Source organism: Bacillus oleivorans (genome assembly GCF_900207585.1).
In the GTDB taxonomy this organism is placed as follows: Bacteria; Bacillota; Bacilli; order Bacillales; family JC228; genus Bacillus_BF; species Bacillus_BF oleivorans.
Window position 1 is genome coordinate 86,240 of the sequence record NZ_OAOP01000009.1, and the last position, 23,414, is coordinate 109,653.

Below are 23,414 nucleotides of genomic sequence, written 5' to 3' on the forward strand. Positions count from 1 at the left end.
ATATGGCACAAAATTTTGAAAAACAAAAAAGATCATTTTTTGACCGTTTGCTCGATTCTATTGAAAAGGTAGGGAATAAGCTGCCTGACCCGATCGTCTTGTTTTTTATTCTATGTGGGATTACTTTACTCGTATCTTTAATTGCTTCATTAATAAACATTTCAGCGGTCCATCCTGTTACAAAAGAAACCGTTGAAGTTATTAATCTATTAAATGGTGAAGGAATCGTTAACATGCTGACAAACATGGTGACGAACTTCAGTTCATATCCGCCGCTTGGTATGGTACTAGTCATGATGATAGGGGTTGGCCTTGCCGAACAGAGCGGATTCTTTTCAACGCTGTTAAAGCGTGCAGTTGTTTCAACACCTAAAAAAGTTCTGATTCCAAGTATTATACTAATTGCAATTGTTGCCAATGCAGCCGGTGATGCGGGTCCTGTCGTACTACCTCCGTTAGCAGCAACAGTCCTAATGGCATTTGGATATCACCCTCTAGTCGGTTTAGTGATGGCTTATGCATCCACACTAGGTGCTTTTGCTGCAAACCTTATTATTGGTATGTCCGATACACTGGTAGCCGGCTTTACTGGACCAGCTGCGCAAACAGTTGATCCCGATTATGTTGCAAACCCGGCGATGAACTATTATTTCATTGTCGCATCAACCTTTATTTTACTTCCAGTAGCTCTATGGGTTACTCATAAATTTACGATTCCGCGCTTCGGAACATATACGGGTGAAATTGAAAAAATGGAGGCTATTACGCCTGAAGAAAGCCGCGGCTTAAAATGGGCCGGTATTTCAGCACTTCTGTTTGTTGGTGTTATTTTAGCTTTACTACTTCCGGAGAATGGGATTCTGCGAAACCAAGAAACAGGTTCTATGATTGATAATTCCCCGTTTATTAATGGGATTGTGCCAATCTTAACGATCTTTTTCTTTATTCCGGGTCTATTTTATGGATTTGGAGCTAAAACCATTCAGACCTCAAAAGATTTTGGGGATATGCTAGGCAAGTCATTGAGCACAATGGGTCCATACATTGTTCTAGTGTTTGCGGCTGCTCAATTACTGAGCTTCTTCAACGCTAGTAATCTAGGTCCGATTATCGCAATTAAAGGGGCAGAATTCTTACAAGACATTGGACTTACGGGAGTTCCTTTAATCATCCTGTTTATTTTGTTTGTCGCATGTGTCAACCTATTAATTGGCAGTGCATCAGCAAAATGGGCGATTTTAGCGCCTATTTTTGTACCGATGTTCATGTATTTAGGCTATGATCCAGCATTTACACAAGCAATCTATCGAATCGGGGATTCGATTACAAACCCAATTACGCCGATGCTTCCTTATCTAGTATTGCTATTATCTTTTGCGAAAAGATTTGATCCTAAAATTGGGCTTGGAACGTTGATTTCAGCGTTATTCCCATATACAGTGTTCTTCGGAATCTTCTGGATCATCTTAATCGTCATCTGGTACCTAATCGGAATTCCGGTTGGACCAGAAGGACCGATTCTTTTAAAATAAAAGAAAAACAACCAAGATCTTTATGGTCTTGGTTGTTTTTAGTTAAAGCTAGTATTTGAACAACTAAGGTGAGCTTTACGCTGATATTTAAATAGCCAATATAACCCGCTAATTGAGAGTAAAGCAACAATGCCACAAATATACCAGAGTAAGGATGGGATTCCAATCACCTTTCCTGTTTGCAAGAGCCATCCGCCAATTCCTTGACTTAGTCCTCCGCCAATCGCCATGGAAAAATAGAAAAATCCAAAATAGCTCGAAGTCATTCCCTCTTGTGATGAAAGAGCGGTTAAATCATAGATTGCTGGTTCGGCCACCATCACCCCAATTGCAAAAAGAAGAAAGCCTATAAAAAAGATTGCAATATTAGCCGTGATTCCGATCGTAACTAACCCAAAACCCATCAGCATCATTCCAAAACAAACAGCATTTTGAGTGTTTTTAATAAGAGATTGAATCGGATATTGAATGAAAATAATCAAAGCAGCAAAGGTAAAATACAATCCAGAAACGATCTTTGGTGTTCCTGTAAGTTCTTCTGCATAAATCGGAATCGTTAAATAAAGCTGGATAAACATAAACCAATATCCGGTCATTAAACAGGTAAAGATAACAAAAAAACGATCCTTGATTACGGTTCGAAGCATCTGCTTAAATGAAGGGGTGTCAGTGTGAATATTTATATCTGGCAAAATAAAATAGGTAAGAATTCCTCCTATTATAAATAGTCCGCCACTGACAAAACATAAATAATAAAAAGGAAATTCAATTAACATAGCACCTGCCAGAGCAGCCCCAACCATTCCAATATTTTTAATGATTTTATCAATAGAAAATACTCGTCTTCTTTCATCAAGCGGGGTTAATTCTGTCAGAGCTGCTTTACTTGCAGGTTCGAACAAAGATCCGCCCAGACCTGATACAATAGCTGCCAGTAATAAACCAGGAATAGATGTAGCAATCGCAAACATTAGGAAACCAACCCCTCTTATGAAGAGGCCTAATGAAATAATCATTTTATATCCAAAGATATCTCCAATGGCTCCAAAGAAGAAAGTTGTCCCTTGTTGACTAAATTGGCGTACCATTAAGACCATTCCGGCGATAAAAGGAGTGAACAGCAAGTTCTCGGTAATATAGTAGGCCAAGTATGGGATTAAAGCATAGAATCCCATGGACATCAATAATGAGTTGACAAATAGCAAAACTACACCCTTTGGAAGTCTGTTTCGTTTCATCTTTTTTCCTCCTCTTCTTCATCGTAATAGATCGTTTGTTATTTGTATAACGAATTATTATAATGATTGCTATCAATATTTTTGATAATGGGAGCGATGAAAAAGATGGAGTTTGAACAACTTGAGGCTTTTTTAGCGGTCAGTCAAACGAAAAACTTTACGAAAGCGGCAGAATTACTGCATATTGCGCAGTCAACTGTGACTACCAGAATTAAGCTGTTGGAAGAAAAAATGAATAAGAAATTATTTGAACGGAATAATCGGATGGTTGAATTAACGCCTGCAGGAATAAATTTTCTCCCCTTTGCCCAAAGGATTCAAGAGTTAATGTATGAAGGTGAGAAAATCGTTCGCTCTGAAGGGCTATTTGAAGGTTCAATTGTTTTTGGCAGTCTGCAATCTCTTTGGGAATATGTATTTCCGCCGATTATCTCCGCCTTTCGAAAAGAACAGCCCAAGATTGCGCTCCGTACCATTACAGGACATTCAAACGATATTATTCAAAAAATGATGGATGGTTTTATTGATATCGGGGTCGTATATATTCCGCCTCATCATCATGAAATTGAGGTGGTACCTTATTTCGAAGATACTATTCACCTATTCGCACACCAAAACTTTGTGATAAAAAAAGATTCGATTGTAACGGAGGATTTTAATAAACTGCCCTATATTCACATGAATTGGGGGTCACCCTTTACTGAATGGTATTTGAAATCGCTTGGCGATGTCATCTATCCTCTTCAGGTAGATAACTCAACTTTGTTTGTAAAAATGCTTCTTTCAGGGGAGGGAATTGGATTTTTGCCTGAATATATTGCAAAAGGGCATGTACAGGAAAATCAACTAAAAAAATTACCATTCACTCCTACCCACCCAATACCTAAAAGACCAGCGTATATAATATATCCGAAGAGGAAAAAGGCAAAGGTCGAACAATTGCTTCATTTTTTATTGTAAGTTTAAAAATAATGAAAACAATAAGAATTTTATATACATAAAAGGGTTCTGGCAAAAAAAGGTGAAGTAGTATCCATACTATTTTTTACGGAGGTATTACAGTTTATGGAACCGCGAATTACTGTTATTACATTAGGTGTGGATGATTTGGAGAGATCATTATTATTCTATCGGGATGGGCTGGGACTATCGACAGAAGGGATAATTGGCCAAGAGTTTGAACACGGTGCAGTGGCTTTCTTTGACTTACAAGCAGGATTAAAGCTTGCCATTTGGAATCGGAAAGATATCGCATATGATACAAAAATGAACCAGACAGGATCGAGTCCAACAGAATTTACCATTGGTCATAATGTAAGAAGTAAGAAGGAAGTTGATCAGGTCATGGAACAGGCAAAGAAGGCTGGTGCTACGATCACAGTCCCTGCACATGAGACGTTTTGGGGTGGATACTCAGGCTATTTTCAGGATCCTGATGGGCATTTATGGGAAATTGTATGGAATCCTCAATGGGAGATTTGATTAGAAGTAAAATAAACATATTTAAGAGAAAATCAAAACAGTTATTCCCATTTTTAACTAAAAATTGTACATTTTTCATAGAGATGTTTAGTATGTATTTAAATGGATTTATCTTATCTTTATAACTATGATTAGATATTTTAATAAAGGGAGATTATGATGTCTAAAGTGGATTCAACAAAAGATTTAATAAAACAAATTAATGGTTATCACGCTTTTATTAATCGATCTGGTGAACTAATCTCCCACTTTTCTCGAAGTGGAATAAGTACATATATATCTCCTGCCTCTCTTACTTTATTAGGTTACGAATCTAAAGAATTAATAGGAAAGAGTATCTTTGATTTCTGCCATCCCCAAGATCAGTATCTACTTGAGCAGATCTTTTCACCGTTTCTCCAAAGTGATACTGAAAAGAAACGTACCACTTTTCGTATAAGGCGGAAAGAAGGTAATTATATATGGGTAGAGTCTACCTTTATTATTATTGATTCAGAGGAACTTTTTTGTATTTCACGTGATGTAACTGAACAAAAAGTAATAGAAGAAGAACTCAAGGCTAACCAGGATAAATATCAGCTTTTGGTGGATAATTTATTGGATACTGTAGGAATTATTACATTAAACGGTATCTGGATTTATATTAATGAAGCAGGAAAACGTTTATTTGGTACAATCCGGAGCGAGGAGATTATTGGTAAATCGTTTATAGACTTGTTTCCAGAGAAGGAAAGGAATCGAATTCAAGAATGCATGGAAAGAAGCTTATTAAACCTTTCTGCCTCATTAAACGAGGTTACCATTCTTCGCCAGGACCACCAAACAAAGCAAGTTGAACTTAAATTTATTCCAACCATATATAAAGAGAAAAAGACGTATCAAGTAATTATTCGTGATATAACAGAAAGAAAAAAGATTGAGGAGAAACTGCAGCAAACTGAAAAACTGTCAGTAGTCGGACAATTAGCCGCAGGAATCGCCCATGAAATTCGTAACCCACTCACCGCTATTAAGGGGTTTACCCAATTGGTAAAAGAAAATTATACGGATGAATATCTCAGTGTGGTTTTAACAGAACTGGAACAGATCGAGACCATTATTAATGACTTGTTAATTTTGGCAAAACCACAGGTGGAAATCATTCAAAAGGTAGACATCAGAGACATTATTGAAAGTTCCATTACTTTATTTCATTCACAAGCGATCCTTTCTAATTGTGAATTTATCGTTAATATTAACTTTAAGAACCAATATGTTGTAGGTGAATCGGAACAATTAAAGCAGGTTTTTATTAACCTTATTAAAAATTCAACGGAAGCTATGCCGAATGGCGGGAATATCCTGATCAATGCAGATATTGTTGAGGATATGATTAAAATCCTAATCACAGATGAAGGTGTAGGCATTCCTAAAGATAGAATACTAAAGCTTGGTGAACCGTTTTATAGTACAAAGGAAAAAGGGACAGGATTGGGGCTGATGATTTGTAATCGAATCATAAAAAACCATAGTGGTTCTCTCCATATTGACAGTAAAGTGAATGAGGGGACGACAGTTACCATACAACTCCCTAGGGTTCCATAAATCTCAAGCTGCCATGCTTGAGATTTTTATTTTACTTAATTTTTTATTTTGCAATAAATCAAACTTCAAATCGTCTTATTAATAGAAAAGGGGGAGTGATAGGTGAGTCATCAGGATTTAGATATAGAAGAAATATACAATCTTTACTATAAAGACGTTTATCATTTTGCTATCTACTATACCAACAATAAACATGAAGCAGAAGACATCACTCAGGAAACATTTATAAAGGCAATGAAGAATTTGAACTCTCTACAGAGTTTAGAGAAAGCAAAGGTCTGGATTCTTACAATTGCTAAGAATACAGCAATAGATTACAAAAGAAAAATGAGAAGGATTTCGTTTTTCCCGGCATTTTTTAAGGAAGAACGATTATCTGCCCCTTCTCCCGAGGAAAGAATGCTAGGACAAGATTCATGGAAATATGTGCAAAAAGCACTCTTAAAATTAAAGCCTCAATACCGCAGTATTTTAATTTTAAGAGGGATTAAAGAGTATTCTACACAGGAAACAGCAGAAATTTTAGGGATTACTGAGGAAAAAGTTCGAATGAACTACCATCGTGCCAAAACCTATTTAAAAAGAGAAGTTGGTTCTTTGGAAGAAGGGTGGGAAATGATCAATGAACGGAAATAATAAAGTAGAGGAAGAATTGCTCATAAGTCTACGGAACCGTCCTGACAAAGATCCTGATCCGCAGTTTGTTGGTGAATTACGGCATCGATTGAATAAAGGGGGACGTACTCTTCGAAAGCGGTCATTTGCCCCTTTCAAGGTATTTTTATCAATGAGTGCTGTTGTTGCTATTTTATTTGTCCTATCTTTACATTATTTTGGAGGACTACAACAAGCGAGTCGACAGACACCTGATTCGGCACTTCCTTCAGAAACGCAAATTCAGGATTTACTCGATTCGAATGCAGCATACAATGAATTGTACCAGCAGGTTGTAAAGGTCACGGGCATGCAAGAAGAAGGAAAGAACTTAATTTTATATTTAGATGCAGCTATTAATGGTAAGCCAGATGTTTTGAAGGAAGTAATATACCAACCTAATAATGAATTGATCATCGAAGTTCAAAAACATTATCAAAATGTAAAGGCTGATACGATAAAACTTAAAAGTATCCTGCCCGATAGCGATCATGATGGGTTTGAGGTTATCTTTTCATTTCAACGGGGAGAGCTTCAACAAGTGAAAAATCTTTTTCTGCGATTCGGAAATCAAGAAGAATTGAAAGTAGAAGAGCCTTTAAAGCCGCTTGAAGATGGAAAGTTTAATGAAACAGAAAATCGATTCACGCTGACTGAGGAAGAAAGAAATGCGTACGAGTGGTTTAGGCTTGAACAAAACATCGAAAATCTCAAAGGATTATCTCCTATTAGTATTGCAAAACTTTATATTCAAGCAGGATTAGACGAAGATTATGTGACAGAATATGCGTTATACACAACAAGACTAGATCGTGTGCAATGGAGCCTGGAAGAACATCTAGAGTATTCTCGCGAACCACTTACCGAAGCTCAAAAAACAGAGATTATTAGTCAGTACAATAATATTGAAGATGGAGAATTTATACAGACTGGAGAAAACGAAGGATATATTTCCTTTATGGGAAGTCATGGTGAAATGGGTTTCCAAATGGTAAAAGATGAAAGCGGTGTGTGGAAGGTTTCCTTCATGCCGATTCAGTAAGAAAGGTTAACATTCTAATGGTATTAAAAGATTTTTGATAGAAGGAAACCTGTAATTGCTAAAGACTTATAGTTAAATGGTCTGTTTATTAAGGGTACGAGTTCAATGAATCTCGTACCCTTTTACAATCCAATCTCACTTGCTTCCTTTGTTTCCGGATTTTCCAATGTGGAAGGGATCGTTCTAAAAGTAAGCTCAAATGTCGTGCCTGCTCCCGGTTCACTTTCTACGTGAATCGTTCCTTTCATTGCTCTGGCAATGCTATAAACGACCATAAGACCAAGCCCGGTTCCCTTGTCTCCTTTAGTAGAGTAGTAGGGTTCACCCAATCGGTCAATTTGTTCTCGGGACATACCAGATCCGGTATCCTGAATACGAATCATCACTTTTGATGATGTGGTTTTCGTTTCTACTGTTAATATACCTCCATTGGGCATTGCTTCGATTGCATTTTTCATGATATTTACCATACATTGATGGAACTTTTGCGGATCTCCTTCGATTGTGCCCCACATTGAGAAGTCTTCGACAATTTGAACCGAATTCCGATTGGCAGTCGGCTCCAGCAATTGAACCACATGTTTTAACTCGTCATGGATATTAAAGGGTTGATGAACATTGATCTGCGGTTTAGAGAACGTTAAATAATCTTGGATGACTCTTTCAGCTGATTGCAGTTCATTTTTTAAAATAGAAAGGTACTGTGTCCGTTTTTCTTCTGATAAAGTGTGATCCTGTAAGAGTTGGACAAAACCGATTGCAGCTGTTAGCGGATTTCTGATTTCATGGGAGATCGCCGCCCCCATTTGTTCAACAGCTTCTAGGCGCTTAGCTTTGATAACATGTTGCCTAAGCAGAATGCTTTTGTCAATTTCTTCTATAAAGTAGGCGATCATTCCAACACCAAGCGGCTGAATAATAGCATACGCAAACCATACATCAAACACCGGGTAAAATAGATCCATCAGTATGAGAGTAATGGCTTCAGGCAAGCTAAGCAGAAACGTTATAATAACAGAAAGCAGAATTCGTTTCCTGGAAGATTTTTTTAAGAACCAAGGGGAAAGCTCGAAACATAGCAGAGCAATGAATAGAAAATAAAAAGCAGTAAAAAGAAATCCAGAGTCTAAACCATAAATCGCTCGTAGACCAATGGCAATTGCAGCTAAAATAGGTCCAAGTCCCATATACAAGCCGCCAATAATGATTGGAATCAAACGTAAATCTAAAAAATAGCTTTCATGTAGAGGGTATGTAAATAGTAAACAGATGACGAGACTTAAAATAAATATAATGGCCGCGGTTATTTGAATGGAACGGAGACTCTTTAGTTTTTCGGACCATAACACACCAACAAATAGTAAAACCATTATTAGGGATAGATTGAAAAAGAAGTGTATCGTTAACTCCATAATCCGATTCTCCTATAAATCCATATAGCTTGATATTAATCAAAAACTGGAAATTATACAATCCGTTTTAATAGTCTTATAGGTAAAATAAACAAGCCATATACCATACAGTGAAACTCCTATTAATATAATCCTTGTCAGTAATAATCTTCGCTCCATATCCCTCGAAGAAAATTTCCTTATCTGTTTCCTTTTCAAATGCATTAGGCTAGGAAAACATCATACCCGGGTCTCCATAAGCTCCTCCCCAATCAATTAGGTATACAAAATTTTTTAACAAAAGTTTCAAGATACTACTTCAGTACTAACCCCTACATAAAAGGTCTTATCTTGAGAATAGTACTTCTAGTTGATTGTTTTTATATGGGACTTCACAGAAAATGGGATTACTAAAGAATTTAGAGTATTCCAAAAATGGAGAGGACGGTCCGATATGAAAAAAATATTTTCAGCTGCATTGGCTTTTTTGCTAATTGCCAGCACATTCTTTACAGTGCAGCCAAAAGCTCAAGCATCAACTCTAGAGGTTGATACAGAATTACTAAATGTATTGGAGCAAGTTACCGATTCGACTTTGGTAGAGGCGGTGATTACCTATGAATCCATGCCGACTAACGATCAGCACAATCTTTTACAGCTCCTCGGGTTAGAAACCAAAACGTTCAGCCAACTGCCCATGATCGCTGTAAGAGGTACGAAACTGGAGATTAGCTCCTTATTAAGCACAAACCTTGGTGCACTATCAATCTATTACAATAAGGAGCTTGAGTATTACCTTCGTGACAGCCGTGCTTTAGTTGGGGCGGAAAGTGTGTGGAACGATTTAGGATACACAGGCAGAGGTGTGACCGTTGCAGTCATTGACAGCGGAATTGATGCGACGCATCCTGATTTACCGCTTGGTGAGAAGGTCGTACAAAACGTTAAGTTTTTAGTTGGGGAAGGGATCTTCTCAGAGGGTCCTCTTTATTTGGAAAATGTAGCAAATACCGATACCTCTTCCGGTCACGGAACTCATGTCGCCGGCACGATCGCGGGGTTAGGAACAGCAAGTGAAGGATTATATAAAGGGATAGCCCCTGATGCTAAGCTAGTAGGATTAGGAACGGGCGAAGGTCTTAATATTCTTTGGGCGCTTGAAGGATTTAATTACGTATTAGAACACCAAGAGGAATATGGAATTCAAGTCATTAGTAATAGTTGGGGAACATCTGGAGAATACTCTGCCAATAATCCTATCAACGTTGCAAGTAAAAAGGCGCATGATGCAGGAATGACCGTTGTCTTCGCAGCGGGAAATGAAGGCCCCGATGACAATACATTAAATCCTTATTCTGCCGCACCTTGGGTGATTTCAGTTGCTGCTGGCACAAAGGATAAACAGCTTGCGGACTTTTCATCTCGCGGGATAGCGGGAGATGAGCTGCTGCACCCGGACATTACCGCTCCTGGAGTTGATATAGTTGCAACCAAATCATCTACTGGACTCGTAATGAATTCACTTGGAAGTGTAACAGATGCGACCTATATTGCCCCAGAACATTTGCCTTATTATACGACAGCTAGCGGTACAAGTATGGCAACACCTCATATTTCGGGGATTGTAGCCCTTATGCTAGAAGCAAAGCCGGGTCTGCACCCAGATGTGGTTCTTGATATACTAGAAAATACAGCTGATCCAATGGAAGGATATGCTTACCACGAGGTAGGAGCGGGGTATGTTAATGCCTATGAAGCTGTTAAATTAGCGGAAAAAACCGCTTTGAAGTTAGGGAAATATAAGGATAAAAAGACAGGAAAGACCTATAATACGTATTTTGTTGAAGAAACATGGACGGGAACTGTAGGAGCAGGTGTTTCCGAAGCGGGTGCTGCTTCACATGATTATTATGACATTTTATTAGGTAGCAACCCAGTCAGTTTACAAGTAAAAATTGAATGGCTTTCGCCAACCAACGATTTAGACCTCTATGTTCGAGATGCATCTGGAGCACTGGCAGGGTCATCTGGCAGTGCTTTATCGACTACAGAAGAAACCTTCATTCCATCAGTCACGGAAGGAACTTACACAGTCGATGTGGAAGGCTGGCTTAATACAGTTGAGCAATATACAGGGACGTATGTGGTGGAGTATATTTTAAAATAAATGACATCCGCCTGACAAAAAAGGAACCGGGCAGAAGTGCCCGGTTTTCCTCATCGCCATTCTTTAAGTTGCAGTATATAAATAAGAAAATTCGCGGAAAGGGAGCGGGAATTAATAAATCGCCCCATCTAAACGCGGAAACGGATCAAGATGATTGGTCCATGGTTGAGTGAGTTCTTCTGCTGTTAATAGGCAGGCATCTAATGACTTTTCTATCTTCTCCCTGTCCATATCAATCCCGATAAACACAAGCTCCTGCATCCGATCACCCCAAGGGTCCTGCCACCGCTCATATATCGATGGGTCCTCATTTAAAATCTCATTTCTTTCCCTTTCAGGCAATGATGCAATCCATACGCCTCCAAACTGAAGAGAAATAGATGTCCCAGCCTGTGATAATAGTCCTGCCGCTTCATTTTGGCTGGCTAGCCAAAAGAAGCCCTTTGCCCGAACGACTTCAACGGGCAGCTCTTCTAAAAATTGGTGAAAGCGCTCTGGATGAAATGGAAGTCTTTTTCGATAGACAAACGATGAAATGCCATATTCTTCTGTTTCAGGAGTGTGCTCAAACTGCAGCTCCTTAATCCATCCGGCGCCTATGCTCGCTTTCTCGAAATCAAATAAGCGGGTGTTAAGTACCGCTTCTAAATCAACTCTGCTAAAGCTACAGTCCATTATGTTAGCGTCCGGATTAAGTTTTCGTAAAAGCTGGTGGAGCTCAGTTTGATTTGCTTCCTCAATTAAATCAATTTTATTTAGGAGGATGACATTAGCAAATTCGATTTGATCAATCAGTAAATCAGCAATTTCCCGTGAGTCGTCTTCATTAATCCCTTGTTTCCGATCGAGAAGTGACTCCCCAGAAGCATAATCCTGCCAAAAACGATTAGCATCAACCACTGTGACCATTGTATCTAGCCGGCAAAATTTTGTAAGATCGATTCCAAGCTCTTCGTCAACATAGGAAAAGGTTTGGGCTACTGGAATGGGTTCACTAATTCCGCTTGATTCAATTACGATATAATCAATATTTCCTTCTCGAGCAAGCTTTTCTACTTCAATGAGAAGGTCTTCCCTTAAGGTGCAGCAAATACATCCATTTTGCAGTTCTACTAGCTTTTCCTCGGTTCTTGAAAAGCCACCCTGTTGAATAAGAGCTGAATCAATATTGACTTCACTCATGTCATTGACAATAACCGCGATTTTTTTTCCGTGACGGTTTGATAGCAGATGATTAAGCAGTGTTGTTTTGCCAGATCCTAAATACCCGCTAAGTACTGTAACGGGAATTTTAGTCATAAGGTTCATCCTCTCTTATTTAGTTTCCCGATGAAATGTATGGCGCGGTCGGCCGAGGGGAGTATTTTTTTAATTCGATTCGTTCTGGAGTATTTCGTTTATTTTTTGTAGTTATGTAATTTCGGTCTCCAGTTTCAGTGTAAGCTAGCGCAACTCTTTCGTGCATAGTTCCACCTCCTAAATAAGAATCATTACGATTTAAAAATCATAAATAAGAATCATTACGATTTACATTAACCATATTACAATGAAGATTTATTCTTAGTCAACCCCAAAATTAAAATAGAAGCAGTCTCAGTTTCTTCGATTTCTAGAAAATCCTTGCTATTGAAGGAATGCATCTATTAATGCTTATGAATAGCCATGCGAAGGCAGAAGGTAATATACTAGATAAAAGGGAACCATTACAGGTGGAACCGATGAGTGGAAGAAAGTACCGGTACTAGCAGATACAAGGTTAGTTCTTTCCTTGGCCGATTTACAGCGTTAGCTAGAAACTTTAGTGGTATTAAAAGATAATCATTAAAGTCATTTAATGGGTAGAATAAAAATCATGACTGAGAATATGCTTTCGAAAAAAGAGGTGCAATTAAAAATGGAACTGTTTATTAGTGACACAGCAGTGAAATGGTTTAAGGAGGAAGTTGGATTAAAGAATGGGGATCATGTGAAATTTCACGCGAGATACGGAGGTTCAAGCCCCGTTCAGCAAGGATTTTCTCTTGGATTTTCAACGGAAGAGCCTCCAAGAAACATCGCAGCAAGCACCAAAGCAGAGGGAATCTTATTTTTTGTAGATGAAACCGATTTGTGGTATTTCGATGGACACAATCTGAATGTTGAATACAATGAGCAATATGATGAAGTAGAATTTAAATATAAGAAAGCATAATTTATTGAAAAGAGCCTGACTCCTTAGTGAATTCTACTCTATTACCGGGGAGTCAGGCTCTGAAATATTTGGATCTTTTTTAGTTTGTTTTTTTCTATTTTTAACAAATGCGATTGCTAGGAGAAATATCGGAATAATGACTTGAAAGGGTAGATGTAAATAAATCGGAACAATATCTAACCCTTCCCGTATATGTTCCGAGTAACTGCTAGCAATCGTCATTGATAATATTAAAATAACAAGCCCAATCGGGTAAGCTAACCGTGAAGGTTTCTTTACGTTAAATAAACCCGATGCCCCAATTACAACCGCGTAAAAAAATATACAAATTTTAAAGAATCCTCCGATTACTGTGCCTAGCATATAAAATACATCTAATCGCTCTAAGAATTCTGCAACTTGAATTCTCTGGATTGCGGATAAGAGAGGATATTGGGATCGCATAGTATAATCGATCCCAAGAACACTAATGTTGACAGCCATAACTATTGCTAAATTTATACCACTTAAGCATAGAGCGGAAACTCCTGTCATTCTTGCCTTTTTGGGATTACTCAAATAGGGTAAAATCATGGCAAATACAACAGCTTCCCCAAATGGGACATACAGAGTTTGGGTAAAGGCAGTTTTTACAACCGGCCACGTTCCTTCTTCAAGCAGTGGTTTTAAATTATTGATATCAATTAATCCAGAAATAACTATTAATATAAAGCCGGCAATGGCAAGCAGATACATTAAAACAAAGAGCAGCTCTCCTGTTCTGGCTACTGACTCAATCCCTGATTTTACTGCATAAGTAAGAACAATAATTAATAAAGCATTGATAATAAACAAAGGCGTATCTGGGTATGCAAAAGTGACCAGCATCGTACCAAAGTCGCGTAATACTCTAGCCGCTATGTATGCGAAATAGAGGAGATACAGTAAGGCGATGATCCACCCGAGCACTTTCCCTGCTGTCTTTTGCAAATACTCGGTTAGTGGGATATCCGGATAATATTGATAAAGCAGATAATAAACTAAAAATAGTAATAGACCGCCTAACATTCCAAGGAGAATGGCTAGCCAGGCATCCTGTTTCGCTTCGATCCCAAGAGGAATGATTAAAGCACTCCCCATCTCAAATAAAAACAACAGGACAAAGAATTGATATGAACTGATTTTTGCCTTCTCCATTGATTGGTCACTTCCTCAGGTTAACGTTCATTCTCAACAGTAGAGATGTAAGATTTGTTTCTTAATTCTGTACCTCTTATAAAGACATCGACTGTTACATCTGTATCTAACTCGGGAAAGTGAACCTCATCCCAGTCGAGCTTTAACCTTTTCCACTCATTTGGATTAGCACGATGGACGGATTCTCCAAACCCAAAGACATCGGTTTGATTTTCCTGTGCTCTTTGAATGGCATCCTCTATTTCGCTTTTAATTTGTTTTTCCAATTCTTTTTCTATTTTTAAAATAATAGTAGGATCATTTAGATCAATAGGTATTGCTACTTCTCCAATTTGCCCTTCCGTACGGACTTTAATGGAAATTTTTGGCCGATTCTTTTCCATAGAGGCAGTTACTTCTGTTTTTTGCCTAAGCAAATCATAAACCATTGCTTCTTTTTTTTCTTCCCAGTCAAGATTTATGGCTGTTGCACTAATTTTGTCAAGAACCCATAAAGCACCTCTTGAGGTTGTACCTTCGAACCAATCGGTGAGCTTTCCATTTTTAAAAATTCCAATACCATTTGCTTCTATTCTCGTATTGGGGGAGGATTGTTGAAGATTCTCTAATGTTTCCCCTTGTTTTGCATCCCCTTTTATTTTAAAACCGCTAATAACAGGCTCTTTACCAGGAGAGACTAAACCCTGTATCACCTCATGAACGTCTGTATTTATATGTTCGCCCCATCTTTTTTCGGAGGACTCTAAGATTTTGATCACTTTATTGGCGGGAACCTTTTCAATGATAGATAGGATTTTTATTAAATCCTGTGCATTTGCATCATGGGCAATCACGACGGTAGCTGTGGTTCGAAACTCGGGGTCACGATCTATTGCGTCAAAAAGAAAATTAATCCCCTCCTCCCTTGCCAATTGTTCACCGACGACAACAAGGTTCGTATGGGTAAAATATAGTCTCCGTGATACTTTGGCTGTTGCACGGCGGACTGTTTCAGTTAGAGTGTCTCCGTTTGAAGAAAAAACAGTTACTGGAGCTCCCTGTGAACCACCGGTTTGACCCGTAGTGGCTACATTGGCGGGATTCACAATTTGAATGGTTCCAACATACTTTCCGTCTTCACCTTTATCGATTCCTAATGCTGCAACAAATGCAATATCAGTTAGTTCTTTTTGGCTCCAACACCCTGAAAGAAGGAGGCTTTGCATGATTAGTATGAGGAAAATAAATCTCCTTCTATCGATCATCACTGTCACCTTTTTCCTTTTGTTGTGTATTAACCATGCCACGATTTTTAGGAGGCTTTGGTTTTTGATTTTTTCCTTCTCGAATACTATTTTCCCCAGTCATTAATTTTGGTCTTGTTCTGAAAGCCCACCACGGTACTCGGACAATGGTATCATCATTATCTGAAGGTATCATTGGAGCAAGTGGTGACATATAAGGAACCCCAAAAGAACGCAGGCTGCAAAGGTGTACGGTCTGGAAGATCATAGCTAGAATAACGCCATAGAAACCAAATGTGGCAGCTGCTACCATGTATAGAAAGCGAATTAAGCGTGCTGAAATGGCCATCGCCATTGAAGGGGTCGCAAAATTGGCAATAGCCGTAATAGCCACAATAATGACCATAGCGGCAGATACAATGCCGGCTTCGACAGCAGCCTGACCTACAACAAGCGCACCTACAACCGATATGGCCGAACCGACGGCCCGTGGCATCCGAATTCCTGCTTCCCGCAAAATTTCAAACGCTACTTCCATAATGAGTGCTTCGACAAATGCTGGGAAGGGTACTGCCTCCCGCTGTGCCGCAATCGCAATTATTAAAGGGGTTGGAATCATCTCCTGATGAAAAGTGGTAGCGGCGATATAAACAGCAGGTGCAATAATCGATATAATAAACATTAAAATTCGCAAAAAGCGAAGTGCAGTTGAGATATCAAAACGGCCATAATAATCCTCAACAGATTGAAAAAATTGAATGAATAATGCCGGAACGAGTAATACAAATGGAGTTCCATCAACGAAAATCGCTATTCTTCCTTCGAGCAAGTTACCTGCAACGGTATCTGGTCTTTCTGTGTTATAGGTTGTTGGAAAGGTTGTAAGAGTCTGGTCTTCTATCAGCTGTTCTATATACCCTGATTCAAGAATACTGTCAATGTTAATCCTTTTTAATCGTGTACGTACCTCTTCCACAATCTCGTCTTTCGCAATCCCGTTAATATACATGAAAGAGACGGTGGTTTTCGTAACCTTGCCAATCTTCATGGATTCCACCCACAAATCCGGGTTTTGGATTCGTCTGCGCACTAGGGAAATGTTTACTTGGATCGATTCTGTAAATCCATCTCTTGGACCACGTATTGTAACTTGACTGCTTGGTTCTTCAATCGACCGTTTCTCTCCGCCTTTTGTGCTTGTACAAAGTGCTGCTCCTTTCCCATCTATAAAAATGATGGCTTGCCCTGACATTAAAGAGGAGAACAACTCATTCCAATCGTGAATTACTGTCACAGTTCCAAGAGCAATAACCTGTTTTTTCATAATTTCAAATACATCTTGTTGAGCCAGCTCTTCTTGTAATGTCTTACTCTGCATAATCGATTCAATTAAAAAATCATTAATAGTTTTATGGTCTGATAAACCTTCTAGGTAAACAATCGCTATTGGAACTTCTGGGTTTCTTCCAATTTTTAATTCGCGAAAAACTACATCGGGACTATTCCCTGTTCTTTTTCGAATGATGTCTAAGTTTGCTGAAAGTGACACATCAATAGACTCATACACTGAAGCATTTGTCTTGTTTTGATTAGTCTCTTCATTAGGATTTTTTTTCTTTCGTTTCGAACGTTTGAAAAACGGAGGCATCATTCTTGGTTCCTTTCTTAGCTGTATATTTCCTGTTTTCCCCATTAAAGGATTTTTTTATTCTGCCGAGAAAGAAACCCTTTCATATAACGTTCAAAAAAGGGGGAAACTATTTAATGGAGAGTGATATACGATGAAAATTTTTGGAATCTCTTTATTAATGATGCTGCTATTGATGACATTATCTTTAGGGTTCGATCTTCTTCAAGGGTTTGACACAATGACATCCATCCATAATAACCTTAGCCCTTTCCAAGTAATGGAAACGCCAGAGATGTTTATTTTTGTCTTTTTTATTCTTGTGTTTGCAATTGAATCGTTCCTATATTTTTATCGGAATAGGAAGAAGCTAAAAAGAGATAAGAAAAATAATCCGGCGACTTAATAGAGTTCCCCTTTTTAAAAACAGTATTTTATATATAATTAAAAAAAGAGTCCCTGGGATCATTGGTCGAAATCGACTGAAATAGTGTAAGAGGTGTGAAAGGGCGGAACAGTACATTTACAATTAAGGGAAAGGTGAGGACAATGTGTAGAAATATTAGGCCACTTTATAATTTTGACCCTCCAGCAACGGAAGAGGAAATTCACGCAGCAGCACTTCAGTATGTGAGAAAGATTACTGGGTTTCAAAAACCTTCAAAGATAAATGAAGAGGCTTTTAATCGTGCAATCGACGAAGTGGCTTACGCCACAAAAAAGCTGCTGGAATCTTTAGAAACAAACGCAGAACCGCGGAATCGCGAGGCTGAAGCTGAAAAAGCGCGTGCAAGATCGGCTAAGAGGTTTGCAGCTAATAACTAAAATAAGAAAAAAGGCAGCCCTGCCAGCTGCTTTTAAATCTTTATGATCTTAACAATCTCAATCCATTCAAGATAACTAAAATGGTACTTCCTTCATGTCCAATAACACCGATTGGCAAAGCCAGAGACTGCATAAAGTTAGAAGCAATTAAAAGTAAGATCACCGCAATGGAAAATACGACGTTTTGTTTAATAATTCGGTTCATTTTTTTTGAGAGTTTCACTGCCTCTGCTATTTTAGGCAAATCATTTTTCATTAACACAACATCGGCTGTTTCTAGTGCAACATCAGTGCCTTCTCCCATTGCAATTCCAACTGTTGCAGTAGCTAGAGCGGGAGCATCATTGATTCCGTCGCCAACCATAGCAACTGTACCGAATTGTTCTTTCAGTTTTTTCATTTGTTCTACTTTCGTCTCAGGGAGACATTCGGCAATATAGGTGTCAATCCCACTTTCAGAAGCAATCGCAGACGCCGTTTTTTCGCTGTCACCTGTTAACATTACCGTGCGAATGCCCGCTTTTTTAAGAGCTTGGATCGCTTGAACAGTTTCTTCCCGAACAATATCCTTTAAGGTTAATAAGCCTGCAATTCCTTTCTCATCTTCAGCAAAAACGACTGTTTTACCTTGCTCTGCAAGGGTATAAGCGATTCCTTTCTGGAATTGCTCTGCCTCGTTACGCCCGACAAATTCAGCTTTTCCAACCTTCCATTTTGCTCCATTGATCGTTGCCTGCACCCCATATCCAGCGATATCTTCCATATTCTCAGGCTTCGTTAAGTCGATGCCTTTAGCAGTCGCATAACGAACTATAGCAGCTGCGAGCGGATGATTTGAGTAATTTTCAATAGATGCAACATAAGTTAAGAGTTGGTCTTCAGATAGGTCTTCGCGAACGATAACATCGGTCACCACCGGTTTCCCTTTAGTAAGGGTGCCAGTCTTATCAAAAGCAATTACCCGTAAATTCCCAAGGTTTTCAAGATGAACGCCGCCTTTAAATAGGATTCCGTTGCGTGCACCTTTAGAAATAGCAGATAAGGTAGCAGGCATAATCGATGCGACAAGCGCACAAGGTGAAGCAACTACCAGTAAAATCATGGCGCGATAAAAAGTTTCATTCCAGCCCCAACCAAATACAAAGTGGGGGATAAATAACATAAGACCAACGACGACTAAAACTGTTTTTACATATTTTCCTTCAAAGCGTTCAATAAATTGCTGTGATGGCGACTTTTCACTCTGTGCCGTTTGGACAAGTGTAATAATTTTTTGAAATAATGTTTCACTATTAGGTTTGGTCATTTCAACCATAATTGTCCCGCGTAAATTAACGGTACCGGCAAAAACTTCATCATTGATTGATTTATTCACTGGTATCGATTCGCCTGTAATAGCAGCTTCATCCAAGCTGGTTTGTCCTTCGGTGATTTTTCCATCCGTTGGTACGCGTTCGCCTGGCTTCACTAACACAACATCTCCAACGAATAACTCCGAAATTGAGACTTTTTCCTCCACTCCGTTTTTAACTCGAACCGCTTCCTCTGGCTGAAGGTTCATTAATGCAGAAATTTCTTTATGGCTTTTATTCATGGTATACGTTTCAAGAGCACCACTTAACGCAAAAATAAAAATGAGGATGGCACCTTCTGTCCAGTATCCAATGATCGCAGAGCCAATCGCAGCTAATATCATCAGGATTTCTACATTTAATTCTTTATTGGCAATCGTTTCTTCAATACCTTCTTTTGCTTTGGCAAAGCCACCGATTACGAATGCAGCTACATAAGTGATAACAGATGCAGTTTGGAATGAGTTCTCTGCCAAAAGCCATCCTATTATGATTAGTAACCCGCTAAATAATGCAGCCATAAGTTCAATATGTGATTTTATTTTTTCAAGCCATGAGATTTCGAGATTAGCAGGCTGTTTAAAGGCCTTCGTTTCAGCAAGCATAGAAGAGACCTCCCCATCGTTTTTTGTTTTAGATTGAATTTCATTCTCAATTAATTTCAATTAATTGAGAATGGAAATCATTTAAACTATCATGCGCAAGACTAGCATCTATTTGTAAAATAAAGGTTTTACTTAAAGTGTATAAACAGAGTAACATACATTTTTATGCATGTAAATAATAATAATTTTAAATTAATAATAATTATTTAATAATGATAATCATAATCAATTAGACTCGGAGTCTTTAAAAAAGCTCTTGTTGCTAGCGGTATCAATTTCTTTCAGTCATAGAGACAGGTTCAGATAGGTTTCCTGAATTCAAAGCTAACTGTGTACGAATCAGCGGTCATTTCGGACGGGGTTCGGGAATCCGAAGCCAATTGGGTCTGAATCAAGGGCTCTTTAGTGAAGACTTAAATCATAAAAAACAACAATCGTTATGAAAACAGCCTTAAAAAATGCAGATTGAGAATTCAATAAATTTCTTCTAGATTGCTGAATTTCCCATTATATAAATCTCGAAAGAACATTCTGATATAATTTGAATGAAGTCGAAAGGGGAGGAGAAATAAAAAATGACCAATCAAAATGCGGTTGAGCAAAAAATAATAGAGAAAAAAGTAGTCATCCATTCCAAGATTGACTTAGTTTGGCATGCGTGGACAAGATCAGAAAGGGTTTCCCAATGGTTTGCTGGAAAGGCAATTGTAGAACCAATAGTTGGCGGAAAGTATGAGTTATATTTTGAACCGGGTAATGAAGAAGGAAATTGTACAAAAGGATGTACGATTATAAGCTTAGAGCCATTTACAAGATTATCATTTACTTGGAAAGGACCTGATCCGCTAGCAGAACTTATGAATCAAGACAGTCAGCTTACAGAGGTTTATGTGACGCTGCATGAAATGGGAGAACATACAGAGGTAACCGTTAAACATGGAGGCTGGGGTGAGGGGCCTGAATGGCAAAAGGCAAGGGAATGGCACGTAATGGCATGGAATCAGGTGTTAAACAGTTTAAAATCAGCGTTAGAATCAGGTGAAGGCGATCTCTGTTGCCAGCCGTGATCAAGTCCTTGTGGTGACGGCTTTTCGGGAAGGGGAGCAGTAAAAAAAGGAGAAGCCCTATCTTATTAGACAGGTTTTCTCCTTTTTAACTTGAATGACTCCATTTATAGCCTGATCCGTAGATGGTATGCAGGTATTTTTCAATCGGGAATCCGGCTTTCCTCAGTTTATCGCGCAGATTACGGATGTGTGAATCAACTGCACGGTCAGATGGGTCTGATCCATATGTCCAGATTAAATCCACTAATACTTCACGGGAAAAAACACGCCTTTGATTTGTTAGGAATAGCCCCAATAAAGCAAATTCCTTAGGTGTCAGTAAAATTTCATGCCCAGAAAATGATACCTTTCTTGTATCAAAATCCCATGTCAATCCCTCAACCGTAAGAGCGCCTTCACCATAGTATCTCCTTAAAACCGCTTCTAATTTGGCGACTAATACTTCTTCGTCAAATGGCTTAGTGATAAAGTCATCAGCACCAAGGCGTAATCCTTTAATGATATCCTCTTGATTAGTTCTAGCTGTCAAATACAAGACAGGAACATTGGAAAATTGCCTAATTTCTTTTAAAAGGTCCCAACCGTTTAGGCTCGGCATCATGATATCTAAAAGGACAATATCTATCGGGTTGGTCTTAAGAAAATCCACAACAACAGATGGGTCTTCGATTAATATGCATTGATACTGATGATTCTCCAGGTATATTTTAAGTAAAGTCAGCATCTGTGGTTCATCGTCAACAATTAATATCTTTCTTTTCATAGCACGCTTCCCCCTGGAAGAGTTAGTTGAACAGTTATGATTCCTTCATTTTCTGAAACAAAGACAGTACCTCCATGAGCATCAATCACTTCTTTCACAACCGAAAGCCCAAGTCCGCTTCCTCCCAGTTTTCTTGATCGAGACGAATCTATCCGATAAAAACGATCAAATAAGCGGGGAAGCTGACGTGAATCGATAGGATAACTCTGGTTTTTGACTTCGATGTGAATCGTTCTCTTTTTCTCATATACTTCTAGCCCTATTATACTGTTTGGGAGCGAATACTTTTTCGCATTGTCTAACAAATTTACAAGACATTGTTCAATCCGAATCGGATCTATAAAAGCCCATATTTCACCATGTACTTCAAAATCCAGCTTTTTTCCTTCCTCCGCGACTGCTGGTCGAAAACGCTCATAAAGGTTATGTACCAGATCATTAATTGAAACCTTGCTTCTTTGAATTGAAAATTCATTCTGGTCGATTTTGGCTAATTCAAAGAGATCATGAACCAGTCTGGAAACACGTTCAGCTTCCTTAAAGATAACAAGGAGATACTTTTCTTTTTCTTTGTCACTTATAAGTCCTTTTCGGCAAACATCGGCATAACCTTTAATATAAGTAAGCGGTGTTCTTAATTCGTGAGAAATACTCGCTAAAAATTCTTTCCGATTTTCTGTTAATTCCTTTAAATCATCGGCCAGCTTATGAATGGCTTTCGAGAGCTTACCGAGTTCATCATCTCTGAACTCCGGCAATTCTACAGAGAAATCTCCGACACTCAGCCTTTCCGTAGCTTGTTTCATCTTTAATAACGGTTTTGTAATAATATTCGTCAAAAAATAGATAACTAGAATCGTAACTACGAGGGAGATCATCGCACCGTACATAAAATGCTGATTCATTTCATGCATCAGCATTCTGAGATTTTCTGTTGTTTTAAACATAAAAAGAAAATAGGGCTGCTCTTGATTTTGAAAGCTGCTTACGGTGGCTAGAAACGGGCTCTCCCAAAAATCAGTCTCAATAAAAGCTTCTTTACTAAACATAATTGTCTCTATGTTGGTGTTTTGAATCATATCTTCCATGATTGGTGTTACTGTATCAGAAGAATCCAAAATATTGCCTTCTCCATCTGAAATCACAGCAATAGTATCGGAAGCAGATTCCATTAACAAAACATGCTCAATAGTATCTTGATTAAAGGTCTGTTCTAACACGTCGCGATGAGAATTCCCTCGCAGCTGCAAAGAAGACATCTCGCCTTCAACCTGTGTTTCTACCATGGAATGATGTAAAAAATATAACAGGAATACGATAATCCCAAAGAAAATTATAAAAAAGGAAAGTCCTAATTTTATCGAGAGTTTATTCATCAACATCACCTGTTTGTATTGTAACTGAATAAATAAAAGAAGGAACTATTTTAAAAAAAAATTATCCGTACACAGGCATGGTTTTTATGGTTGACAAAAAATAACATATATATTACCTT

20 protein-coding genes and 1 pseudogene are annotated in these 23,414 nt (G+C 38.5%); 11 read left to right on the forward strand and 10 right to left on the reverse strand.

Annotated features, from left to right (window positions below):
- The first annotated feature begins 2 nt into the window (after positions 1-2).
- Positions 3-1,532: an AbgT family transporter gene (locus CRO56_RS17570; protein WP_097159934.1), complete on the forward strand. Its 1,530-nt coding sequence runs from the start codon at positions 3-5 to the stop codon at positions 1,530-1,532.
- A 38-nt stretch (positions 1,533-1,570) separates the two neighbouring features.
- On the opposite strand, the gene CRO56_RS17575 is transcribed toward CRO56_RS17570, so the two are convergent.
- Entirely contained in the window at positions 1,571-2,770 is a 1,200-nt protein-coding gene (locus tag CRO56_RS17575) for an MFS transporter (RefSeq protein ID WP_097159935.1), read from the reverse strand.
- A 105-nt stretch (positions 2,771-2,875) separates the two neighbouring features.
- Here CRO56_RS17575 and CRO56_RS17580 point away from each other — a divergent pair, with 105 nt between their 5' ends.
- The 5 genes from CRO56_RS17580 (at position 2,876) to CRO56_RS17600 (ending at position 7,532) form a co-directional block, all read left to right on the forward strand.
- Positions 2,876-3,730 (forward strand): LysR family transcriptional regulator, encoded by an 855-nt coding sequence (locus CRO56_RS17580; protein WP_179714335.1) that lies wholly within the window; start codon positions 2,876-2,878, stop codon positions 3,728-3,730.
- A 105-nt stretch (positions 3,731-3,835) separates the two neighbouring features.
- A complete protein-coding gene (locus CRO56_RS17585) occupies positions 3,836-4,252 on the forward strand; it encodes a VOC family protein (RefSeq protein ID WP_097159937.1) in 417 nt (138 codons plus the stop codon).
- A 159-nt stretch (positions 4,253-4,411) separates the two neighbouring features.
- Positions 4,412-5,836, forward strand: a complete 1,425-nt coding sequence (locus CRO56_RS17590; protein ID WP_179714336.1) for a PAS domain S-box protein — start codon at positions 4,412-4,414, stop codon at positions 5,834-5,836.
- A gap of 102 nt (positions 5,837-5,938) precedes the next feature.
- Positions 5,939-6,472 (forward strand): RNA polymerase sigma factor, encoded by a 534-nt coding sequence (locus CRO56_RS17595; protein WP_097159939.1) that lies wholly within the window; start codon positions 5,939-5,941, stop codon positions 6,470-6,472.
- Complete coding sequence (locus CRO56_RS17600) at positions 6,459-7,532, forward strand: hypothetical protein (protein WP_097159940.1); 1,074 nt, start codon at positions 6,459-6,461, stop codon at positions 7,530-7,532. Before CRO56_RS17595 ends, CRO56_RS17600 begins: the two co-directional genes overlap by 14 nt.
- A gap of 122 nt (positions 7,533-7,654) precedes the next feature.
- On the opposite strand, the gene CRO56_RS17605 is transcribed toward CRO56_RS17600, so the two are convergent.
- Complete coding sequence (locus tag CRO56_RS17605) at positions 7,655-8,944, reverse strand: sensor histidine kinase (RefSeq protein WP_097159941.1); 1,290 nt, start codon at positions 8,942-8,944, stop codon at positions 7,655-7,657.
- Positions 8,945-9,377: 433 nt separating this feature from the next.
- On the opposite strand from CRO56_RS17605, the gene CRO56_RS17610 reads away from it, so the two are divergent.
- Positions 9,378-11,090 (forward strand): S8 family serine peptidase, encoded by a 1,713-nt coding sequence (locus CRO56_RS17610; RefSeq protein ID WP_097159942.1) that lies wholly within the window; start codon positions 9,378-9,380, stop codon positions 11,088-11,090.
- A 111-nt stretch (positions 11,091-11,201) separates the two neighbouring features.
- On the opposite strand, the gene CRO56_RS17615 is transcribed toward CRO56_RS17610, so the two are convergent.
- Both CRO56_RS17615 and rpmG read right to left on the reverse strand, forming a co-directional pair.
- Entirely contained in the window at positions 11,202-12,389 is a 1,188-nt protein-coding gene (locus CRO56_RS17615; RefSeq protein WP_097159943.1) for a GTP-binding protein, read from the reverse strand.
- A gap of 15 nt (positions 12,390-12,404) precedes the next feature.
- Positions 12,405-12,555 (reverse strand): annotated as a pseudogene (gene rpmG, locus CRO56_RS17620) (50S ribosomal protein L33).
- 387 nt (positions 12,556-12,942) lie between these two features.
- Between rpmG and CRO56_RS17625 the strand changes: the two are divergent.
- Complete coding sequence (locus CRO56_RS17625; protein ID WP_425427223.1) at positions 12,943-13,281, forward strand: HesB/YadR/YfhF family protein; 339 nt, start codon at positions 12,943-12,945, stop codon at positions 13,279-13,281.
- Positions 13,282-13,314: 33 nt separating this feature from the next.
- Here CRO56_RS17625 and CRO56_RS17630 read toward each other — a convergent pair whose 3' ends face one another.
- Genes CRO56_RS17630 through CRO56_RS17640 form a run of 3 tightly spaced genes read right to left on the reverse strand, consistent with a single transcriptional unit; the run spans position 13,315 to position 17,328 of the window.
- The gene (locus CRO56_RS17630; RefSeq protein WP_097159944.1) at positions 13,315-14,457 is read right to left on the reverse strand and encodes a GerAB/ArcD/ProY family transporter; all 1,143 of its coding nucleotides are present in this window, start codon (positions 14,455-14,457) and stop codon (positions 13,315-13,317) included.
- 20 nt (positions 14,458-14,477) lie between these two features.
- Positions 14,478-15,701, reverse strand: coding sequence for a Ger(x)C family spore germination protein (locus CRO56_RS17635; protein ID WP_097159945.1), 1,224 nt, complete (start codon positions 15,699-15,701; stop codon positions 14,478-14,480).
- Complete coding sequence (locus CRO56_RS17640) at positions 15,691-17,328, reverse strand: spore germination protein (protein WP_097160048.1); 1,638 nt, start codon at positions 17,326-17,328, stop codon at positions 15,691-15,693. The genes CRO56_RS17635 and CRO56_RS17640 overlap by 11 nt, the downstream gene beginning before the upstream one ends.
- Before the next feature lie 133 nt (positions 17,329-17,461).
- Between CRO56_RS17640 and CRO56_RS17645 the strand changes: the two genes are divergently transcribed.
- Together CRO56_RS17645 and CRO56_RS17650 are read left to right on the forward strand one after the other, a co-directional pair.
- Entirely contained in the window at positions 17,462-17,713 is a 252-nt protein-coding gene (locus CRO56_RS17645; protein ID WP_179714337.1) for a YczF family membrane protein, read from the forward strand.
- Positions 17,714-17,856: 143 nt separating this feature from the next.
- Positions 17,857-18,132 (forward strand): DUF2277 domain-containing protein, encoded by a 276-nt coding sequence (locus CRO56_RS17650; RefSeq protein WP_097159946.1) that lies wholly within the window; start codon positions 17,857-17,859, stop codon positions 18,130-18,132.
- Between the two features lie 40 nt (positions 18,133-18,172).
- Here CRO56_RS17650 and CRO56_RS17655 read toward each other — a convergent pair whose 3' ends face one another.
- Entirely contained in the window at positions 18,173-20,089 is a 1,917-nt protein-coding gene (locus CRO56_RS17655; RefSeq protein WP_097159947.1) for a heavy metal translocating P-type ATPase, read from the reverse strand.
- A 575-nt stretch (positions 20,090-20,664) separates the two neighbouring features.
- Here CRO56_RS17655 and CRO56_RS17660 point away from each other — a divergent pair.
- Positions 20,665-21,156, forward strand: coding sequence for an SRPBCC family protein (locus CRO56_RS17660; protein ID WP_097159948.1), 492 nt, complete (start codon positions 20,665-20,667; stop codon positions 21,154-21,156).
- A gap of 85 nt (positions 21,157-21,241) precedes the next feature.
- Here CRO56_RS17660 and CRO56_RS17665 read toward each other — a convergent pair whose 3' ends face one another.
- Together CRO56_RS17665 and CRO56_RS17670 are read right to left on the reverse strand one after the other, a co-directional pair.
- Complete coding sequence (locus tag CRO56_RS17665) at positions 21,242-21,919, reverse strand: response regulator transcription factor (protein ID WP_097159949.1); 678 nt, start codon at positions 21,917-21,919, stop codon at positions 21,242-21,244.
- Complete coding sequence (locus tag CRO56_RS17670) at positions 21,916-23,295, reverse strand: sensor histidine kinase (protein ID WP_179714338.1); 1,380 nt, start codon at positions 23,293-23,295, stop codon at positions 21,916-21,918. Before CRO56_RS17670 ends, CRO56_RS17665 begins: the two co-directional genes overlap by 4 nt.
- Positions 23,296-23,414: the final 119 nt, after the last annotated feature.